The organism is Pedobacter sp. UYP1, assembly GCF_040547305.1.
Lineage (GTDB): Bacteria > Bacteroidota > Bacteroidia > Sphingobacteriales > Sphingobacteriaceae > Pedobacter.
This window is the reverse complement of record NZ_JBEPPL010000002.1, coordinates 278,288-299,332: the sequence shown is the minus strand read 5'-3', so window position 1 is coordinate 299,332 and position 21,045 is coordinate 278,288. Positions and strand designations below refer to the sequence as shown.

At 38.5% G+C, this 21,045-nt stretch carries 19 protein-coding genes; 11 read left to right on the top strand and 8 right to left on the bottom strand.

Annotated features, from left to right (window positions below; genetic code table 11):
- The first annotated feature begins 68 nt into the window (after positions 1 to 68).
- Together ABIB30_RS05255 and ABIB30_RS05250 are read left to right on the top strand one after the other, a co-directional pair.
- Entirely contained in the window at positions 69 to 758 is a 690-nt protein-coding gene (locus ABIB30_RS05255; protein ID WP_354299922.1) for a class I SAM-dependent methyltransferase, read from the top strand.
- Between the two features lie 74 nt (positions 759 to 832).
- A complete protein-coding gene (locus ABIB30_RS05250; RefSeq protein WP_354299919.1) occupies positions 833 to 1,843 on the top strand; it encodes an LLM class flavin-dependent oxidoreductase in 1,011 nt (336 codons plus the stop codon).
- A gap of 1 nt (position 1,844) precedes the next feature.
- Here the strand turns inward: ABIB30_RS05250 and pepT are convergent, their stop codons facing one another.
- Positions 1,845 to 3,101, bottom strand: coding sequence for a peptidase T (gene pepT / locus ABIB30_RS05245; RefSeq protein WP_354299916.1), 1,257 nt, complete (start codon positions 3,099 to 3,101; stop codon positions 1,845 to 1,847).
- Positions 3,102 to 3,231: 130 nt separating this feature from the next.
- On the opposite strand from pepT, the gene ABIB30_RS05240 reads away from it, so the two are divergent.
- The 3 genes from ABIB30_RS05240 to ABIB30_RS05230 are packed head-to-tail and all read left to right on the top strand — an operon-like array spanning position 3,232 to position 6,344.
- Positions 3,232 to 3,942, top strand: coding sequence for a putative outer membrane beta-barrel protein (locus tag ABIB30_RS05240; protein WP_354299913.1), 711 nt, complete (start codon positions 3,232 to 3,234; stop codon positions 3,940 to 3,942).
- A 38-nt stretch (positions 3,943 to 3,980) separates the two neighbouring features.
- The gene (locus tag ABIB30_RS05235) at positions 3,981 to 5,693 is read left to right on the top strand and encodes a M14 family metallopeptidase (protein ID WP_354299910.1); all 1,713 of its coding nucleotides are present in this window, start codon (positions 3,981 to 3,983) and stop codon (positions 5,691 to 5,693) included.
- Between the two features lie 24 nt (positions 5,694 to 5,717).
- A complete protein-coding gene (locus ABIB30_RS05230) occupies positions 5,718 to 6,344 on the top strand; it encodes a rhomboid family intramembrane serine protease (protein ID WP_354299908.1) in 627 nt (208 codons plus the stop codon).
- Here ABIB30_RS05230 and ABIB30_RS05225 read toward each other — a convergent pair.
- Positions 6,341 to 7,309 (bottom strand): hypothetical protein, encoded by a 969-nt coding sequence (locus ABIB30_RS05225; RefSeq protein ID WP_354299906.1) that lies wholly within the window; start codon positions 7,307 to 7,309, stop codon positions 6,341 to 6,343. The genes ABIB30_RS05230 and ABIB30_RS05225 overlap by 4 nt on opposite strands.
- Positions 7,310 to 7,396: 87 nt before the next feature.
- Between ABIB30_RS05225 and ABIB30_RS05220 the strand changes: the two genes are divergently transcribed.
- Positions 7,397 to 8,431 carry a dipeptide epimerase gene (locus tag ABIB30_RS05220; protein ID WP_354299904.1) on the top strand — a complete coding sequence of 345 codons (1,035 nt, stop codon included), beginning with the start codon at positions 7,397 to 7,399 and terminating at the stop codon, positions 8,429 to 8,431.
- Here the strand turns inward: ABIB30_RS05220 and ABIB30_RS05215 are convergent.
- Both ABIB30_RS05215 and ABIB30_RS05210 read right to left on the bottom strand, forming a co-directional pair.
- Complete coding sequence (locus ABIB30_RS05215) at positions 8,412 to 8,645, bottom strand: DUF6358 family protein (protein WP_354299902.1); 234 nt, start codon at positions 8,643 to 8,645, stop codon at positions 8,412 to 8,414. The genes ABIB30_RS05220 and ABIB30_RS05215 overlap by 20 nt on opposite strands.
- Before the next feature lies 1 nt (position 8,646).
- A complete protein-coding gene (locus ABIB30_RS05210; protein ID WP_068404367.1) occupies positions 8,647 to 8,964 on the bottom strand; it encodes a rhodanese-like domain-containing protein in 318 nt (105 codons plus the stop codon).
- A gap of 168 nt (positions 8,965 to 9,132) precedes the next feature.
- Between ABIB30_RS05210 and ABIB30_RS05205 the strand changes: the two genes are divergently transcribed.
- Together ABIB30_RS05205 and ABIB30_RS05200 are read left to right on the top strand one after the other, a co-directional pair.
- Entirely contained in the window at positions 9,133 to 10,218 is a 1,086-nt protein-coding gene (locus ABIB30_RS05205) for a DUF4407 domain-containing protein (protein WP_354299900.1), read from the top strand.
- Positions 10,215 to 11,531, top strand: coding sequence for a M20/M25/M40 family metallo-hydrolase (locus ABIB30_RS05200; protein WP_354299898.1), 1,317 nt, complete (start codon positions 10,215 to 10,217; stop codon positions 11,529 to 11,531). Before ABIB30_RS05205 ends, ABIB30_RS05200 begins: the two co-directional genes overlap by 4 nt.
- On the opposite strand, the gene ABIB30_RS05195 is transcribed toward ABIB30_RS05200, so the two are convergent.
- Positions 11,528 to 12,043, bottom strand: a complete 516-nt coding sequence (locus ABIB30_RS05195; RefSeq protein ID WP_354299896.1) for a GNAT family N-acetyltransferase — start codon at positions 12,041 to 12,043, stop codon at positions 11,528 to 11,530. The genes ABIB30_RS05200 and ABIB30_RS05195 overlap by 4 nt on opposite strands.
- Positions 12,040 to 12,603, bottom strand: a complete 564-nt coding sequence (locus ABIB30_RS05190; RefSeq protein ID WP_354299893.1) for a thiamine pyrophosphokinase — start codon at positions 12,601 to 12,603, stop codon at positions 12,040 to 12,042. Before ABIB30_RS05190 ends, ABIB30_RS05195 begins: the two co-directional genes overlap by 4 nt.
- A 98-nt stretch (positions 12,604 to 12,701) precedes the next feature.
- On the opposite strand from ABIB30_RS05190, the gene ABIB30_RS05185 reads away from it, so the two are divergent.
- On the top strand, positions 12,702 to 13,889 hold the full coding sequence (locus ABIB30_RS05185) for a hypothetical protein (RefSeq protein WP_354299891.1): 1,188 nt from the start codon (positions 12,702 to 12,704) through the stop codon (positions 13,887 to 13,889).
- A gap of 63 nt (positions 13,890 to 13,952) precedes the next feature.
- On the opposite strand, the gene ABIB30_RS05180 is transcribed toward ABIB30_RS05185, so the two are convergent.
- Both ABIB30_RS05180 and ABIB30_RS05175 read right to left on the bottom strand, forming a co-directional pair.
- Positions 13,953 to 15,440: a RagB/SusD family nutrient uptake outer membrane protein gene (locus ABIB30_RS05180; RefSeq protein ID WP_354299888.1), complete on the bottom strand. Its 1,488-nt coding sequence runs from the start codon at positions 15,438 to 15,440 to the stop codon at positions 13,953 to 13,955.
- A gap of 13 nt (positions 15,441 to 15,453) precedes the next feature.
- Positions 15,454 to 18,639, bottom strand: coding sequence for a SusC/RagA family TonB-linked outer membrane protein (locus tag ABIB30_RS05175; RefSeq protein ID WP_354299886.1), 3,186 nt, complete (start codon positions 18,637 to 18,639; stop codon positions 15,454 to 15,456).
- Positions 18,640 to 19,102: 463 nt separating this feature from the next.
- On the opposite strand from ABIB30_RS05175, the gene ABIB30_RS05170 reads away from it, so the two are divergent.
- Together ABIB30_RS05170 and ABIB30_RS05165 are read left to right on the top strand one after the other, a co-directional pair.
- Positions 19,103 to 20,212 (top strand): sensor histidine kinase, encoded by a 1,110-nt coding sequence (locus ABIB30_RS05170; protein ID WP_354299883.1) that lies wholly within the window; start codon positions 19,103 to 19,105, stop codon positions 20,210 to 20,212.
- A gap of 6 nt (positions 20,213 to 20,218) precedes the next feature.
- Positions 20,219 to 20,977, top strand: coding sequence for a LytR/AlgR family response regulator transcription factor (locus tag ABIB30_RS05165; RefSeq protein WP_354299881.1), 759 nt, complete (start codon positions 20,219 to 20,221; stop codon positions 20,975 to 20,977).
- The last annotated feature ends 68 nt before the right edge of the window (positions 20,978 to 21,045 follow it).

Genomic DNA, 21,045 nt, shown 5'->3' with positions numbered 1-21,045 from the left:
TAACTCATAAGGAAAGTCCTTCATTATCCCTCAGCTTCAGAAAAAATAATTTAATATCTTTGCCCCCGATGGACGTTTTCGGAAGTGCTTTACAAGATCAGTTTACAAATGGTACCGCAGCAACACTACTGCTGCATAATTCTTATGATGAACCGGAGGAAATGCCAGTTGACATTTTTTTCCGTACAGAAGAAGAAATGCCGGACATAGAACTGGAAGCGATGGATCTTTGTGAAGGCAGAGTACTTGACGTTGGCGGAGGAGCCGGAAGCCATGCGCTTATTTTACAAGAACGTGGCTTTGATGTCATTGCGCTTGATATTTCACCAATCGCCGTAGAAATCATGAAAACAAGAGGCGTAAAGCATGCGGTAGAAGGCGATGTTTTCAGTTACCAGGGCGAGAAGTTTGATACTTTATTATTCCTGATGAACGGAATCGGACTGACAGGTACCATTGATGGCTTCAAAACATTCCTTAATCATGCAAAATCCTTATTAAACGAAGACGGACAATTATTATTTGATACTTCGGATATCTCTTATTTATATGAAGATATGGAGAAACCTGCTGGTAAATACCACGGGGAGATCGCTTATCAATACGAATACAAAGATCAAAAAGGAGAATGGTTCAACTGGCTGTATCTTGATCCACAGCTCCTGAAACAAATCGCTAAAGAATGTGGATGGGAATGTCATTTGTTATTTGATGATGGCCAGGATCAGTATCTTGCAGAAATGAGGGTCACTCAATAATCTGGAAGTCACAATAATTAAGAAACTCATTTGCCAGAAACAGACATTGTATTTTTGTAATACAATTTGTCAATATGAGCAATTCTTCAATTCAATTAAGCGTTCTTGACCAGTCACCTGTTAGAAAAGGTGTTTCTGCACAACAAGCAATACAGGAAACTGTTGAGCTCGCAAAAATAGCGGACAATCTCGGTTATACCCGTTTTTGGGTTTCTGAACATCACAATACAACTGCATTAGCCGGCTCAACCCCCGAAATTCTGATTGCACACCTGGCAGGTCAGACTAAAAATATAAAATTAGGATCAGGAGGCGTTATGCTTCCCAACCATAGTGCCCTAAAAGTTGCTGAGAACTTTCGTATGCTCGAAGTACTTTTTCCAGGAAGGATTGATCTTGGATTAGGCAGAGCTCCAGGTACAGACCGGATTACTGCCAGCGTACTTAATCCGTCTAACCAATGGAGAGAGCAGGACTTTTTAGAACAGCTGAATGACCTCAGAAATTATCTGCATGATTCCGGAGAACCTGGCACTATACAAGAAAAGATTATCGCTATTCCACAAGCAGCAACCGTACCGCCAATGTGGTTATTAAGTTCAAGTGGCCAGAGTGGTTTATTTGCTGCACATTTCGGTATGGGAATGTCTTTTGCGCATTTCATTAATCCTTTAGGGGGCCCTGAATCTGTTCAGATTTACCGCGACCGCTTTCAGCCATCCATTGATAAGACAGCGCCAGAAGTAAACGTAAGTATAGGTGTTTTTTGTTCGGAAAATGAAGAAATCATCTTCCGTCAGCAAGCAGTGATGGACTATAGATATCTGCAGCTTGAAAAAGGAGGCAGATTATATCCAATAGCCTACAACGACATTAAACATGTGACTTATAACGCTGCTGAACAGGAAAGAATAGACCATAACAGGCAAAGGATGTTAATCGGAACGCCGGATATACTTAAAGAAAAAATAGATACATTGCTGGCTGATTACAAAGTAAATGAGCTGATGGCTGTAACGATCACCGAAGGTTTCGAAGAACGCATCCGCTCTTACGAGCTTTTAGCAGCAATGTATCTGAAATAGTTTAGTTGCTCTTTTCTTCCCAGATCAGCGCAATATTGATAATAGTTTCCACTGCTTTTTCCATGTCTTGTACGGAAGCCCATTCCTGCTTGCCATGGAAAGCATGTTCTCCTGCAAAAACATTAGGACATGGTAAGCCCATCAGTGATAATCTTGAACCATCTGTTCCACCTCTGATACTTTGTCTTTTAACCGGAATACCTACACGTTCAATTGCCAGCACACCATATTCCAAGACTTGCGGATGCTGGTCCAGTACTTTTTTCATATTGCGGTATTGTTCCTTGATCTTAAGCTCATAAGTAGCATTCGGATAAGCAGCGATCACTTGTTTAACAATGGTTTCCAGCGTGCGGCCATGTTCAGCCAATAAAGCATCATCAAAATCACGGATAATAAAATGTGCTTCTGCCTGTTCTACATTACCCTGTATCGTAACCGGATGTAAAAATCCTTCTTTTTTCGAAGTCGCTTCTGGCGTTAAAGTATCTTTTGGTAAAGCACTGATAATATCACTCAGAATCTTAATCGCACTTTCCATTTTGCCTCTCGCAAAACCAGGGTGAGAACTAATGCCATGTATAGTTAAAACTGCTCCATCAGCAGAAAAAGTTTCATCTTCAATAGAACCACAGGTTTCCCCATCGATAGTGTAGGCGAAATCCGCGCCAAGTTTATCCAGATCCGCTTTATCTACACCTCTTCCAATTTCTTCATCAGGCGTAAAAAGAATCCTTATTTTACCATGTTTATGCTCAGGATGCTGCATCAAAAAAGCAGCAGCTTCCATAATTTCAGCTAAACCAGCTTTATTATCTGCTCCCAATAAGGTAGTACCACTTGCAGTAATGATATCATTTCCGATCTGATCTTTCAGGTCTTTATGCTCGCTCATTCTCAAAACCACTGAATGGTCATCAGGAAGTACAAGATCCTGTCCCTGGTAATTGGTGTGAATAATTGGTTTTACACCATATCCGCTACAATCCGGAGAAGTATCCATATGCGAGCAAAAACAGATTACAGGAACATCTTTAGTTGTATTGGAAGGAATAGTGGCATACACATAGCCGTACTCATCCAGGTGTGCATCTGTTATACCCAGCTCCAATAATTGAGCAACCAGTACCTTACCCAGATTCTTCTGTTTTTCGGTAGAAGGAACGCTTGCAGACTCAGGATCAGACTGTGTGTCTATTTTTACGTATTCAGTAAATCTATTTTGTAAAGAATTACCTGTGTTATGATATTTTAGCATAATTTTAAAAAAAAGTAAAGGCCTTCTTATTCAGTAAATTCAAAAGCTGTTTTTAAATATATTCAAACAGTTTCTTAAAAGGCTAAAGATAACCAAAGATGATATTTTATCTATAAACAATCAGCATAACTTGAAAAGGATACTTATTTCAACCTTATTTTTAGCATTAGCGTTCTCGTCTTTTGCACAATCAAATTTCTACAAGTTTTCTGTTGGTGCTGGCGCTGGTATTACGCAGTCTTTCGCAGATCTCAAAAAACATGACTTCGGGCTGGCCGGCTATGCTACGCTCGATTATTTATTCACTCCTTACCTTAGCATTGGCCTGGAACTTCAAAAAGGTGAAATCAATGGAGGGGACGTCAACGCTATTCCAGACGACAGGCAGTTCATCAATGGTTACCAGGCGGTGTCTGTCAATGGAAAAATATCTTTAGGACAATTTATAGATTTTGACTATAATGGCCTATCCGGCAAGCTCAGAGGCTTGTATTTTGGAAGTGGCCTGGGAATTATTCAGAACAAGATGAAAGGGATCAGACGCGCAAACGTTAACGACCCTACCCATCCATACCCTGGAGAAGATAGTTCAAATGACATTTACTTTCCATTGAACCTGGGTATTAATTTCTTTTTCCCGGATCAGGAGGGCTTTTACAGATATACACTGAATATTAATTGCCAGAGTAATGTGACCCTGGGAGAAGGACTGGACGGTTATGACAATTCATCTTTAACCCGCAAATCCGGAACACCTGATATCTATAATTTTTATACTATTGGATTCAAATACAGTTTCGGAAAAATGGGGCTGTATAAGAAAACATTCAGACGCTTTTAGTCTGGAGAAATGTGGAGTACTTTTATAAATGCGTATCAATGAAATATCTTTTACTGTCTTTAATTCTGCTAACGATGGAAACATTTGCACAGCAAACGCCTTACGAGCTTAGTAATAAAAATCAAACGGCTACTTATGAGCAGGCCATTGCTTACTATAAACAACTGGCTAAAGTATCTCCACAAGCTAAACTACTTACTTATGGGACTACTGATTTTGGAAAACCGCTTCATTTACTGGTCTTGTCAAAGAACAAGGTCTTTGACCCTGTTGAACTCAGAAAAAATAATCAAAGAATATTATTAATTAATAATGGAATCCACCCCGGTGAACCTGAAGGCATAGATGCATCAATGATGCTGGCCAGAGATTTACTAAAAGACAATCATTTACCAGCTAATGTTGTGATCTGTATTATCCCGGTTTACAATATAGACGGATCATTCAACCGCAGCAGTACCTCCAGAGCCAATCAGAATGGACCGGAAGCCTATGGATTCAGAGGAAACAGTAAAAACTATGACCTGAACAGGGACTTCATTAAAACTGACTCCAAAAACTCAGCTGCCTTTCAGGAAATATTCAATACCTGGCAACCAGAAATCTTTGTAGATACCCATACCAGTAATGGCGCCGATTATCAGTATACAATGACACTTATCCCTACTCAAAAAGACAAGTTAAATCCTATTTTAGCAAATTACCTGACCAAAACTATGGTTCCTGCTTTGTATGCTGGGATGAAGAAAAAAGGATACGAACTCATTCCATATATCAATTCGGTAGAAAACACACCAGATGCCGGAATCACAGGTTTCCTGGAAACACCACGTTATTCAACTGGTTATGCAGCTTTACACAATAGTATTGGATTTATGCCAGAAACACATATGTTAAAGGCTTATCAGAAGAGGGTTGAGTCTACTTATCAATTACTTCAGACCTATGTTGATTTAGTAAGCAGAGATGCAAAAATCATCGGGGAGAACAAGCGCAAAGCGGATGAAGCTGCTTCCATACAAAAAGAATTTCCATTGAGCTGGAAACTAAATGAGACTACCTACGAGCTGATTACTTTTAAAGGATTTGCTGCAAAATATAAGCCCAGTGCTGTGAGTGGAGCTGACAGGCTTTATTATGATAGAAACGATCCTTATACAAAAAAGATCAAATACTGGAATAAGTTTGAACCGCAGCTTACCGTAGCAAAACCAGAGGCTTACGTTATTCCAAAGGCATGGGACAAGGTAATTGGTTTGCTGAAATTAAACGGAGTCAAGGTGCAGGAACTTAAAGAAGATCAGGAACTTGCAGTCGACGTTTATTATATCGAGGATTATAAAACAGCTTCAAGGCCTTATGAGGGGCATTATATTCACAATAACGTTCAGCTTGTTACTAAAAAACAAACTTTAAAATTCTATAAAGGAGATTACCTGGTTTATGTAGATCAGCCGCAAAACAGGTATATTATGGAAACACTGGAACCACAGGCTACCGATTCTTTCTTTAACTGGAATTTCTTCGACTCTGTACTGGATCAGAAAGAACATTACTCTGCTTATGTTTTTGAAGATACAGCTGCCGGGCTACTAAAAGATGATCCTGAGCTTAAAACCAAGCTGAATCAAAAGAAAGTAAAAGATAATACATTTGCCCAGAATCCTTCAGCGCAACTTGAATTTGTATATCAAAATTCAAATTACTACGAAAAAACACATTTACGCTATCCAATTGCTAGATTGCAATAATTTAAAATCCGATACGAATACATTATGATACAAGAATACCTGATCAACACACCTGTCGCTTCTCTGATTTTCATTTTCACGCTGGCGACGAGTATATACGCTTTTAATGACAGTTCCCTGTATGGAAAGTTTATGCTTCATCCTTATAGCGTGTACCGTAGAAGTAATGTTTATACGCTTTTAACCAGCGGCCTGATCCATGGAAGCTGGATGCACCTGGCATTTAATATGTTTACTTTCTATTTCTTCGCTTTCTCATTGGAAGCTACGGTAGGGAGCCTGAGATTTGGCCTGATCTATTTTATCGGTTTGATTTTAAGTGATATTCCTTCTGTGATCAAACATAAAGATGATTACCATTACCATAGTCTGGGCGCGTCAGGAGCAATTTCCGCAGTATTGTTCAGTTATATTATGTTTTATCCGCTAAATACTTTAATGATATTTCCATTACCGGTCCCTATCTGGGCAGCATTATTTGGTGTATTATACTTGGTTTACTCTTATTACATGTCAAAAAGTTCCAGAGATAATATTAACCACGATGCGCATTTATTCGGTGCGATTACTGGTATCATCATTACGATATTAGTTGTACCAGGTATTGTCCCTCATTTTATTGAAACTATCACTGCCCGTTTCGGAGGTTAATCCGTAGCTGGCAGAGAAGGCGGGTTGAAGTAGCTTGTAGGTGCCAGTGGGTCTTTTCTGATTTCCATCAGCAGATTTCCCCAGGGTTTCCAGACGGTCTCTAAAACCTGCGCATAAATTTTATGCTGCCAAACGTCAAACAATGGTTTGTTGGTTGTCCCTCTTAAAGGCATTGCATCAATATAGATTGATCCATCAACAGGCATTATCGTATATTCTGGCAAACGGTTGAACAAATAGGCGGAATAAAAGAACCTTGCACACAGTTCTTCAAACTGCTGGTCTGTTAAAGACTGGCCTGCAATCTGATCAAGGATCTCCTGATGATATCTTTTATTGGTTCCATTATCCTGCAAGCAGGCAATAATACCAAAATCTTTAAGTTTTAAAGAGAAAGTAAGGGTATTGATCTCATCCCTGAAACTGAAAGGAATATCATTCTGCTCCAGCGGTACAATCACCAAAGACCATGGCGTAAAATCTTCCAATATTACACTCCGGTAAATACTCTGGATCATAGTTTGCAAGTTGCCAAATTTATGCATCAGCCCTTGTGACATATTTAATCCATCATCACTAAGTTGCTGCAAGTTTACCGCGGCATTCATCTCAATATAGATCAGGCTATAAAGAAACTTACCTATCCATTTAAACAAGTCCATTTCTTCCAGCTTTGAAACTCCGGCAAACCCTTCTGCAAATGCTGTGGCTATTTTAGCTTCCAGCGGGCCGATAAAATTGAGCAACACCTCTTCACTTACAGGTATTTTCAATGTATTATAAGACCTGATAGACTCATCTAACAATTTAATCTGTTCATCGCCGCTAAAATTTGCAACTTCCAATAACCAAGCAGGCAATACATTGGTCTGTATCACAGGCGCATCAAAAGTATCTCCGCTTAAAAAGCAGTTTTTGAATTTAAAGTCGAAGTTTTTAAACGGCTGATAGATTGTGTTAGTCATATTAAGCGCAATATTAGGGATATTATTTTTACATTCGGTGAGGCGCCCATTTTTTAACTTTGATATTACCAAAAGCTTTTAAAACACATGCAAGCAGTTCATATCTCTTTCAACCTGGAACTTAAACATCCTTTTACTATTGCCGGATTCACCAGAACAAGTACTCCTTTATTGTTATTAAAGCTTACTTATGAAAATATTGACGGTTATGGCGAAGCTTCTATGGTTCCCTATTTGGGTGAGAGTTATAGTTCGGCAGCAGCATTCCTGCAAAAGGTAGACTGGACACGTTTTAAGCAACCTTTTAATTTCGGAGAGTTCATGACCTATCTGGATAGTATTGACGCTGGTAATCCAGCGATAAAGGCTGCTATTGATATCGCACTGAATGACATCAATGGAAAGATTCTGCAAAAGCCATGTTTTGAAATCTACAAAGCCGATCCGGCAAAAATGCCGGTTACTTCATACACTATAGGAATCGCTGCACCAGAATTGATTAAAGAAAAGGTTGCTGAGGCAAAAGGGTTTAAAGTACTCAAAGTCAAATTGGGATCAGGTCATGATAAAGAATTGATCAATGCCATCAGAAGTGTAAGTAATTTACCACTTTATATAGATGCTAACCAAGGATGGACTGACCGGAAAATGGCTATAGATTTGATCTATTGGTTACACGACCAGGGAGCCGTACTGATTGAACAACCGATGGACAAGGCAAATATAGAAGGAAATGCCTGGTTAACGGGGCGTAGTCCAATTCCAATCCTTGCGGACGAAGCCGTACAAAGATTAAGTGATATTGACCACATTAAAGGGGCTTATCATGGTATAAACGTTAAACTAATGAAAAGTGGCGGAATGTATGAAGCCAACCAGATGATTTTAAAAGCCCGTTCTTATGGCATGAAAGTAATGATCGGCTGTATGAGTGAAACTTCTATTGCTACTCAGGCCGGATTGGCTCTAGCACCATTATGTGACTGGGTAGATCTGGATGGGCCTTTTCTGACTAAGAACAATCCATTTGAAACACCTGCGTTTGAGCAAGGCAGGTATATATTAAAAGACCTTCCAGGTTTAGGGCTGAAAGGTCTTTCTGCTAATTTGTTTCTTCCTTAACAGCAGCAGAATTATTCACAATATTTTGTTTTTCTTTGATACCAGCTCTCACTTCTTTGACAATCTTAATCTTCAGGTAAATGAAAAATAAACCTGTAGCGATTAACAAGGCAACAACAGGATAGTTTGCGTTCTGGAAAGCCCATTTAAGGCCGATTACAGAAATCACAATACCCAGGGTATAAAACGTATTTAGTGCAATTTGCTTCTTCATCTTAATAAACTGGCATGCTAGGATCAAATGCAGCCTGCCATGCAAGGATACCGCCTTTTAAATTATAAAGGTTTGTAAAACCATGCAACTGCTCCAATTGCATTACTGCTGCTGCACTGCGTTTACCGCTTCTGCATTGCATAATTACTGGTTTATCGGTTGCAATTTTCTCCACTTCAATCAGAATCCCTCCTAAAGGAATATTCTCTCCGTTAAGGTTTGAAGTATCGTATTCGAAAGTTTCTCTTACATCAATCAGTTGAAAATCTTCCTTGTTATCTATTTTTTGTTTTAATTCTTCTACGCTAATTTCTTTCATCTTCAAAGCTTTTAATGGATGGTTTATGATCCATGAATAATGGTCAAATATAAAGTTTATCAACAACTTATCTGCTAAATGCAAGTCAAAATTTATGGTTTTAACCTATGGCTTGTAACAACTAAGAATGCCGGGCGTTTAATAGTATTCTTTCTTAACTTTGTTATTATGGATGCCCTGTCACGTTTCTTTTGGTTTTGTTCTGGTGTACACCAGCCTACATTAGAGAAGCACCCTACTGAACATAATAAATATGTTGGTATCGGCGCAACTATCTTTTTCACTGGTTTATTCGCTGCTTTATCTGGTGGATATGCCATGTATTTTGTTTTTAAAGGCGACACCGCTGCCGTACTTTTCGCCATATTTTTCGGTATCCTCTGGGGACTTGCCATTTTTAACATGGACCGCTATATAGTGTCCAGTATCAACAAGAACTCTACTTCAACGAAGCAAATTCTACAAGCAACACCTCGTATATTACTGGCTATTATGATCGGCATGGTAATTTCGCGTCCTTTAGAGCTTAAAATCTTTGACAAAGAGATTAAAGAGCGGCTTAAGGTAAGTTACCTGAACAACCAGCGTTCAAAGATTGACACCCTGAATAAAGCATTCACCAATAAGTACACGATTGAGCTCAACAAACTGAACGAATCCAAGGCACAAAGAGACTCTTTGGAAAATGGGATCAAATCTGACCGGCAAAAACTTAACTTTGAAGTGTTCGGAACTAAAACGACCGAAACATCAGGGGTGATGGGTTACGGGCCTTATGCAAAGCGGAAAGAGGAGGAACTCAAACAGCGGCAGCAAAATCTGGATTCCCTGAATTCGGATGTAAGGAGGATGGAGCGTTTTGTAGATGGCAGAAAGCAGTTTGACGGGCTATTATCGGAGCGGCTTTACACAGGCAAACAACTGGATAGCCTGACCAGTATCGCCGGTTTTGCTGATCGTAACTGGGCACTAGGCCAGTTGAGTTTCAATACAGATGGAACCCGTGATACCACAACGGCCTTAGCAGTTACGTTTATTGGCTTGCTGTTCATCTTTTTTGAATGCCTGCCGGTATTTGTAAAAATGATGAGTTCAAGAGGCCCGTATGACAGGTCTGTAGAAAATCTGGAGACCAGCCAGATCCATACCTCTGAAAAGGACAGAGACTTTGAAATCGAAGTGACCGATGGCGTACATGATACCCGTGTAACCACTACTATTGCAAGAGAAAAAGAACTATTAACTAAATTATGATGAAATACTTTTATTACCCATTGATTTTACTTTTTATCGCCCGAACGGCTTCAGCCCAGGATATTGATAAAATTATCACAAAAGACTATGTAGACAATCTGATCAAAACCCTGAGTAGTGATGACATGCAGGGCAGAGCTACATTCAGTCCTGGAATTGATAAAGCAGCTACTTTTATTGAAGGTGAATTTAAAAAAATAGGCTTGCAGCCACTTAAAGGTGCAACAGGCTATAGACAGACTTTTTACAAGTACGAGCTTAAACCCGCCTCAGGTGAGGTATCAATTGATGGGAAAGTGATTGCTCCTGCTAACTTTGCAGTTTGGGGAAATACCAGCGAAAGCTTGAATTTCGATAATACCGGCGGAGACGGATGGGCAAAACTTGATTCTTCAAAAACCTTCAGAGAGCAGTACAGACTTTTAGTCCGTAATAAAAAAACAAAATTGGTTCTGGTAGATCCGAAATTCACCAAAGAATTTAATGAGTTAAAGGCTTACCTTTCAAAAGCAGCTGTTGTAGATGAAAAGATGATGCATGAGATCAACAAGTTTGCTTTAGTTCTGGTATTATCTCCAGATACAACGGTAAAAAACTTTACAGTATCCTTAAAAAACAAGGCCAACAAGCTACCGCTGTTTAACGTTGCCGGTATCATTCCCGGAAAATCAAAAGCCAAAGAATTAGTCATATTCTCGGGACACTATGATCACCTGGGTATTATTCCTTCGGCAGACCAGGATAGTATTGCAAATGGCGCAGATGATGATGCTTCTGGTACCACAGCTATGATTGCTCTTGCCAAATACTATAAGAAACTGAATAACAATGAGCGGACGCTTATTTTCGTTGCCTTTACAGCAGAAGAAATTGGCGGTTATGGCGCAAAATATTTCTCCGAGCAGTTGAATCCCGATGAGGTTGTTGCGATGTTTAACATTGAGATGATTGGTAAAGAAAGTAAATTTGGTAAAAACGCCGCTTTTATCACGGGTTATGATAAATCTGACTTTGGAAAGATTTTACAGAAGAACCTGGAAGGATCAGCGTTTACTTTCCATCCTGATCCTTATTTACAGCAGAATCTATTTTATAGAAGTGATAATGCCACACTAGCTGCACTAGGTGTACCTGCACATACCATCAGCACTGATCAGATAGATATTGATAAACTTTATCATACAGTTAAAGATGAGTACAGCACACTGGACACTGAAAACATCCTGTCAACCATCAAAGCAATTGCTAAAAGTGCAATTACCATTGTAAAAGGTACTGATACGCCAACCAGAATACCTAAATTAACTAATTAAACAGTTTTTAAAGGCGTTAGTGGCAGGGCCATCACATAATCATTCATAAAGAAACCGTTGCCAATTTCAATGTCGACGGTTTCTTTAACGACAAAACCCATCCTTTCGTAAAAGTCTTTTGCATTATTGTAACGGTTTACATTTAATTCCAGGCTATCTGCGCCCGCTTCTATAGCCTTATTTCTTACTTCATTCAGCAAGAGCTTACCCAGGCCTTTTCCATGAGCCTCAGGTAAAACATACAGTTTATGCAATTTGGCCACAATATGTTGTTGATGTGTTATAGTGGAGTAAGACATAAAAGCAAGATCCTGATCGCCATCCTGCGCAATCAGAAAAGTATGACCTTCCATCAGTTGTTTCGTTAAAGCAGTAATACTGTAAAACTGATCAAGCATGTAATCAATCTGTACCTGATCAAGAATATGGCCATAGGTTGGACCATAGGTAGAGGTTCCTATATGCTGGATGATTGCCAGATCTTCTTCTTTTGCTTTTCTTAGTGTAATCATATTTTTTCCGTTAAGAACACATATTCCGTAGCGAAAGTGAACTCTACAAAACCATCTTTCACTACCTCAAATTCCCTTTCGTCTTTTTGCATCAGATTAGTAGCTTCAAAATAAGAAACTACATCGATAAGAAACAGACTTCCGGCAGGTTTCCAAACACTAAATCCAGTGTTAACCGCATAAGACTTCTCGGTTGCACTGAATAAAACGATATTGATTTTAGGCAGGTAAAAAGCCAGATCTGACAGTGCTTTTTGTTCATCAATAATATTTACTGCAGAATACTTCTCTGAAATCAAGTAGTTCAGCACGGTATTATATTCATCACCGGGGCCCATAATAGACTTTGTGTTTTCTTGTGGAGCAAGTTCTCCTGTAGCATTCAGGATCACATCTACTTTTAAACCCAGGCTGAGAACTTTCTCATAAATTGCGCTGTTGACTATTAAAGTAGGACTCCATTCCAGGATTTGTCCTAAGTATTCCTCATCAAAATTGCCCAGATTGTGAATGTATAAGGCTGGCTCCTGTTTTTCTCTGACTATATGGTGCGACGACATGCTGCTAAGGTATTAATGATTACTGAGAAGCTAAATGATTATTTGAAGAAATAACAGGAAACATTCAACTCTGCTTACTGTTATACTATAAATATCATATGTATAAATTAATACTCTTATTGTTGATCATACCAATGCTTACTTTCGCGCAACAAGATAAAGAAGAAACACTCTATTTAAATAGCAAAAATGAAGTTACGACCACAAAAAGCGAGTTTAAATGTATTAAAAACGAGGAATTATCTAAAGAACGTGTGTATTGCTATGCATGTGAAGATGCGCAGCACCGTGTTGTAAAACAGCTCTCTGTTAATTTTCAGATCTCAGATAAGATTAAACAGGGCATTAATCCTGCTTATTTTGGACATCTGAATCATACTGACTACCTGGTTGGTGATTTTAAAACCGGAAAACCCTATAATGGTTTTTTCAAAGAAAAAAGAGATGGTTCTGAGTGGTTGATCTACAATTACTATCAGCAAGGTGTCCTGGTACAGCAATGGTACAATGATTTATTCAATAGACTCCTCTCAGAAGAGCATAAAGAAATGTCTGATGTGAATCTGGATTCTAAAACCACCTTTGTGAACGGCAAAATTGACAATGGAATAGAAATTATTCCTGTTGACATGAAGCAACAACACGCAATGGCAGAGCTCATCCGCACAGTTAAAGACACTAAAACACTTTTATTCAGCGTGCTCATTTTTGCAGAAAACACAGGCATCCTTCTTAGAGTCAGTCCAATTACTCAAGGGTATCTGCTAGAAGATTTCGGGAAGAATAGTCTAAAAATAACTTTTACCCCAGAGGGCCGGAAAATAGAAACAATAGCACCTGAGAAAAAATCGGGAGAGGTAATAACCTATAATTATTATAGCTTTTCAGACCGTACCAAAATTGATAAAACCCGTCCTTATTCCTATTTCCAGAAAAACAACAAACTCTATATAGAACAAGCCAGATTTGCTCAGCCAGAACCGAAAGAATACGATGGGGAAAGCAGCCGTATGCTACAAAGACTATCCTTAAGTTTATATGATAGCACTCCACTGGAGACCTCAGACATGATCAGTTTTCTGCAGGAGCGCAATGAAGTGAAAAATTATATGGGCCACTGCGGGATTTATGAAGGCAAACTAGAGGGATTTATCTATAAGCCGGGAGATACTGAAGGTACCTATACAATGCAGCTGTACAGCCAGGGAAAGCTTGAACCTGCAAAAGTATCCACAAAGAATAAGACGCTGAAGGAGCTTGCTGTAATTCTGAAAGCGCACTATTAAATTTTCTCAAAAAAAGAGGCTATTCTTTTTGGGAATAGCCTCTTAATCATTTTTTAATTCTTACTATGGATTCTGTCCCCCTGGCCCAATCGCTGGATTTGCGTTAATCTCAGATTGTGGAATTACCCATTGCCATTTTGGATCACCAGCAACTTCACCTAAAGTTGTTGCCAATTCATTTGTATGGTTAGAATTACTTCTGTCCAATGCAGAATTTAAACGCTTAAGGTCCGTAAAACGGAATCCTTCACCCCATAATTCAACACGGCGCTGAATTAAGATCTCATTGATCAAAGCATCACCAGTATTGGTTGACAATACATAATTAGGATCTCTGTTCACAGCCAATTTATATAGTGCTGCTTGTGCAAGACTATTCTGTCCTGTTCTGGCTAAAGCTTCTGCTTCAATCAGGTACATTTCAGCAGTACGCATATGCGCCACATCACCTATACTTGTAACGCCCGCTACTGTGAACTTTCTGTTCATATATGGTTTTCTTGCTCCGCTTGGTGGAACAAGAAAAGTCTTGTCTGCACCTGTTGGATCCCATAATGTCTTTCTTACATCAGTTGCAGCGATTTTATCATATAATAATTTGTTAATCGCTTTAGGGTTTGTTCTAACGTTAGAAGAGTTAAAATTTGAAGACATATAAGCAAAGAAAGAAGAGAAATCAGAAGATTGATCTTCCACTTGCTTACTTCCCCAAATCCATTCTTGATTTGCTGAATTATTAAAGCCGCTTTTGTATTCATCATTAGTCATTAAGCTGCTTGCAGCTCTTGCTTCTACAGCATTTGCAGCCGCAACAGTCCACAAACCTTGCGTTAATGCAACTCTGGCTTTGATACCTTTTGCTACTCTTAAATCGAAATGGCTTTTATTTGCTCTTACTGATGTTTTAGCAAAAAGAACAATAGCTGCATCGATATCTTTATTAATCTGCGTATAAACACCTTCAACTGTACCTCTTGGTTTTGCAGTTACATCAGTAGCCAATACGATAGGCACACCTGGCTGTGTATTATTTCCAGCTGCATCATAACGTTTCGAATAGATTTGTACCAATAAGAAATGTGCCCATGCTCTGTAGGTTAATGCTTCGGCCATAATTGCATCTTTAGCTACCTGCTCACCTTCAGCTCCATTTACTTTCGCAATGATCTGATTTGCATTTGCAATAATCGTATAATAAAATTTATACGCGTATTTATCACTTGTGCTGGAAGCATTTCTATGGTCAATCCATTTGTACATGTTATTGTACCAGCCATTACCAGCTGTGGTCATTACCACATCTTCTCCAAGCATGTCCAGGTTGATTTTCATACCCGACTCTCCGCCTTGATCCTGGTTGCTATCATCGAATTGTTTGTACAACATACGGTGAATACCGTTTAAAGCAGCCATTGCGTTATCTGTAGTTTTAAATACAGTAGCATCATCCGCTTTATCAGTAGGATTTGTTTCCAAAAAAGACTTTTTACATGATGCAAAGGTCAATGCAATCAATAAAAAAGGAAGGAATTTATATTTTATAGTTTTCATCAGTATAATTTAATTAAAATGCAACATTTAGTCCCAAAGTAATAGTACGTGTTGGTGAATATCCAGCTGATGTAGTTCCATTATAAGAATAACTTGGATCTAAACCTTTACGTTTGGACAATAAGAATAAGTTCTCTCCGCCAACATATACTCTCGCATTTTTAAGATCTGCTTTGGCAACTAAAGCTTTTGGCAAATTATAAGAAAGCGTAGCTGATCTGAAAGCAAGGTAAGATGCATTGATTAACCAACGATCTGAAGCCGCATTATTGAAAGCAGACTGACCAACATCCAAACGAGGGACATCAGTAACATCTCCAGGGTTTTTCCAGGCATTTAACGCATCAACGTGTAATGCACCACCATATCTGCTGTAAGTCATTAAACCCGCATAAGCAGAATCATAAACTTTACCGCCAATCTGGTAGTTCACCATGAAAGAGAATTGGAAATCTTTGTAAGTAAATGAATTGGTAATACTACCTGCAAGTTTTGGAATAGCAGTCCCAGCATAGCCATATTCAGCATTGTTAGGATTTGTAGTATAATCTACACCATTAATAGTTCTGCTTTGTGCAGCATTACCAACAGGAATATTTTTATCTCTTACATAAAGTGAAACACCATCTGCAGGATCTACACCACCCCATTTTCTTAACCAGAAATCATATCTTGAATGACCACGTTGTAATTTTGTAACGCCATCAATGATTGTTGGTGTTTCTTCAGGTAATTCTGTAACGCTGTTTTTAACAGCTGTCATATTGATATTAGCAGTCCATTGGAAGCTTTTTCTTTTAATGATGTCTCCGCCAATTTCAAACTCAATACCTTTGTTATACATACTTCCAATGTTTCTTGCAATAGTTGGAACACCATTGGAAACTGGAAGTGGAACATTAAATAATAAATTATTTGATCTTCTGTCAAATACTTCAAGTGTACCACGCAATCTGTTTTTAAACAAACCATACTCTAATGCAATATCAGTAGAATAGTTAGTTTCCCATTTCAAATCAGGTGTTGCTAAAGTATTTAAAGCTAATCCACCTTCTTTGTTATTGTTATAGTTCAGATTATAATATGATTTGTAGTTATAATAAATATCGTTTCCATCAGCATCAAGTAATCTATCATTACCAACAGAACCGTATGAAGTACGTAATTTCAAGTAATCTACCCAAGGCGTACTTTTCATGAAGTCTTCAGCAGTAATTAACCACGAAGCGCCTACTGAGAAGAAGTTACCCCATCTCGATTGTGAGGAGAATTTAGAAGAACCGTCACGTCTGAAAGACCCGTTCATGAAATACTTACCATCATAGTTATAATTTAACTGTGTGAAATAAGATTCCAGGTTATAAACGTTTTTGTAAGCATTCAGATCGCTCGTTGTTGTAAAGTTGATCAGCTCAGTATTTCCATCTAAAACCTGTCCATTTCTAGAACCTGTTCTGTAGTTATAAGTATACTGGTAAGTTTCATGACCAGCAAGAAAATCAAAATTACTCTTCTCCACAGTTTTGTTGTAATTTAAAATCTGAGTTGAAGTAAATGAAGTTGTTGTCGAACCAGTGTTAGATGATCTGCCACTAGGAGCTCCATCACCAATAAATCTGTTATCGTAAGCAATTGCACTGTAGTCTGAAACGTCTACATTCAGTTTTTGAGTGAATTTAAAGTCTTTCAAGAAGGTAACCTCTCCGAAAGTTCTTGCACTCAATGAATTTATTTTAGTTAAATCCTGATTTAAAAGAGTTTCTTGTACAACATGTCTTCCACTGCTTGCGCCAGCTGGGCGAAGTGCTCCTGGATCATATATCTTATCCCCATTTTTATCAGTCATAAAAGCACCTGAAGCATCATGCATGTATACAGGATAAATCGGGCCAATATTACGTGCAAAATAGAACACGTTATTATAACTTGTTCCACCAGTAGTTCCTTGAGAGTTCAAAGTCATACCACTTGCTCTGTTCGATTTAGTCAAGTTTCCTGAAACATTTAAACCTGTTTTAAACCAGGTTAATGGATTTGCATTGACACTCACACGGCCAGTAATTCTGTTGTAATCTGAACGTTCAACATATCCTTTGTCATCAAGGTATCCCAATGACATGAAGTAATCTGATTTTTCAGAAGCACCACTGTAGTTAAGATTTGCATCAGTTCTTTTACCAACACGAATCAATGGTTTTGCCCAATCAAAATCATCATATAAAAGTTTTGCATTTGGGTTTAGCAATCCATCAGTACCAACAATTGCATTGTCAGCGACATTGAAAGGATTATATCCTAATGCACCTTTAATTGATGCAGATGCTTTTGCTCTCGCTTCTGCATCAGTCAGCCCTTTTCCACTTTGCGGATATACCAGGTTATTTTTATAAGCCTGCCATGCTAAAGGATAATACTGAGCTGCATCAACTCTGTCATATTCAGGAATACCTCTTGAGCTTATACCTTGAGTAATGTTTAATCCTAATTGATCATTACCTTTTCTACCTTTAATAGTAGTCACAATAACCACCCCATTTGCTGCACGTGATCCGTACAAAGCAGATGCAGAAGCATCTTTTAAGATCGAAATATTCTGAATGTCATTCACGTTCAGATTCGAAAGATCGCCATCATATGGAGCACCATCTACTACGTATAATGGAGTATTTGAAGCGTTAATCGATCCAAAACCACGGATACGAATAGATCCTGAAGCACCTGGCTGTCCACTGCCTGAACTAGACATTACACCAGCAGAAGCTCCAGATAAAGCGCTGTTAACATTCGTTAACGGTCTTAATTCAAGCTCTTTTTTGCTAATTTGTGCTACTGAACCAGTAATAGCTTCTTTTTTTGAAGTTCCGTAAGCAACGTTAATTACCACTTCACTTAACGACTGAGCATCTTCGCTCAGTAAAGCATTGATAACAGCTTTTGATCCAACTGTTTGTTCTGTTGTAGTATAACCGATTGCTGAAAACACAATCACATCTGCTGGAGTAACCGGGCCTATTGCATAAGCACCATTTCCATCTGTTTGGGCACCTGTCGTTTTTCCTTTAACTTTCACAGATACACCCGGAATCGGAAGACCATCTCCTTTTCCTGTTACTTTACCTTTTATTGTTGTATTTTGAGCAAATGCAGAACTTATGCATAGCAAACTCAGCACAATAAAATTGAGTAGTTTTCTTTTCATTTAGAATAAGTAAGGTTAATTATTTGTTATTTGGGGCACAATATGTACAATAAATTATACTTGTAAGAACAGTTGACGGACAAAGACTTCTTTTTAGCTTTTTTACTTATTTCTTTTATTTAACCGAAAATATTTTTACTTAAAGTGTTTAATGGTTCTGAAAAAACATTTTAGCGTATTAAATAAACCACATTCACATACGCTTGATATTTAGACTCCAAAACACAAACTGCCATTTCCCGCTTATAGCCTGTAAAGCAAGAGCCACATGATTTTTAATGAATATGGTTTTCCCTATCTTTGAATTGCCTGTCAAAGATCATTCAGGGCCAGTACTACTGAGCGATTCAAAAGACCGTTTCAGCCCGGTAAATATAAAGTTCAGTCAATAAGATCTTTGCATAAATGGCTTTAACACTAGATTTACAGATTAAACCTGTTTTGTTGATTATAAGAGAAAGTCATGGCCAAGAATACTAAAGAAATAAATGAACGTGCTTTTTATCAGAACTTCAGGTTTTTCATTTTACCTGTTGTCTTTTTCTGCTTCTACACCTTCATCTACCTGTTAAATCCTTACGATCCCTTCTGGAATGTTTATTTTGAACAGAACATTTATACACTGCTCACCGAGTGGCTGGGGGTAATGGTCATTTGTTTTTTGATTACGGAATCCAGTTTGCTGATTGCCCGCTGGCTGGACCGGCATATTCCATGGATAGAGTCGCCATTATTGCGCTTCGTTTGCCAGTTTTTTTTACAGATCCTTAGTGCGAGTATTGTGATCAGCCTGTTGCTTTATATTGATCATCTGGTCTACCCGCATTACGATACTTATTCACAGAGTGACAAAACATTTGGCTGGCAGGTTTGTATGGTAAGTATTATCATCAGCACCCTAATCAGCGCTATTTATACCGCTGATTTCTTCCTCCGCAAATGGAAAATGTCAATGCTTGAAACATCAGCGCTAGAGCTTAAAGCCTATGATCTGAATCAGGTAGCTATGCAGGCAGAACTCCAATCATTGAAAGCACAGCTTGATCCGCATTTTATGTTTAACAACTTCAGTACCCTCTCAAGTCTGATAGCTGAAAACCCGGAATCCGCACTCCTTTTTCTGGACAACCTCTCCAAAGTATACCGCTACATGATCATTAACCTGAGCCGGGATATTATCTCGTTAAGGGACGAAATCAAATTTATCAACTCTTATATTTACCTGATTAAAATAAGGGTATGTGATAACCTGCAGATCAATATTGATATCCCTGAAAATTATGAAACTAAAGGCGTACCACCAATCACACTGCAATTATTGATAGAAAATGCGATTAAGCATAATGTAGCCTCACGGTCACGCCCATTACATATCAATATTTGTATCAATGCTGAAGGCTGGCTCGAAGTTTCAAACAATCTGCAGCTGGTCAACTTTCATATACCATCAACACGGGTCGGACTAAAGAACATTATCAGCCGTTACCGCTTATTATCAGATGCCTGTCCGCAGATCATAGAAAATGATCACATATTTATAGTCAAACTACCCTTATTAGAAATAACTGAATAACAAACGATGAATGTATTAATCATAGAGGATGAAAAATTGAATGCCATACGCCTGCAAAAGATATTGCTTGAAATTGATAGCCATACTGAGATTGTTGCAACGCTGGATACGATCGCAGATAGTGTACAGTGGTTGCGTTCAAATCCACACCCTAACCTGATTTTAATGGATGTACGCCTGGCAGACGGTATTTGTTTTGAAATATTCTCTAAAGTTGAGATTACTGTCCCTGTTATTTTTACGACGGCTTATGATGAATATGCATTACGTGCTTTTAAGGTAAACAGTATTGATTACCTGCTAAAACCAATTGACATTGATGAATTAAGAGGCAGCATTTCTAAATTCAAGCAACAGCACACGCAGAAAATATCTTCCGGAACAATTGAGGAGGTCGTTGCGATTATAAAAAAACAAAATCCAAATTACCGTTCCCGTTTTCTAATTCCATACCGTGATGGTTACAAGACCATTATGGTTCCAGATATTGCTTATTTTTACTCTGAAAACAAGGTCACAAATATCGTTACCCGCGATGCAAAAGAGCAGGCTGTATCTTATACAATGGATGAACTTGAAGAGCAACTAGACCCGGCAATATTTTTTCGTGCCAACCGGCAATACCTGATCAACATCAAAAGCCTGGAGAGTATACACAACTATTTCAATGGTAAATTAAAACTTATCCTGATCCCCGCAGCGGCAGCAGATATTCATATCAGTAAAGAAAAGGCAAGTCAGTTTAAGAAATGGCTGGATAGCTGATTCAGTCGTACTGAAAGTTGTTTCATCAGCCAATAAAGCGTTCTCAGTTATTTCTTCTCCCTCATTTT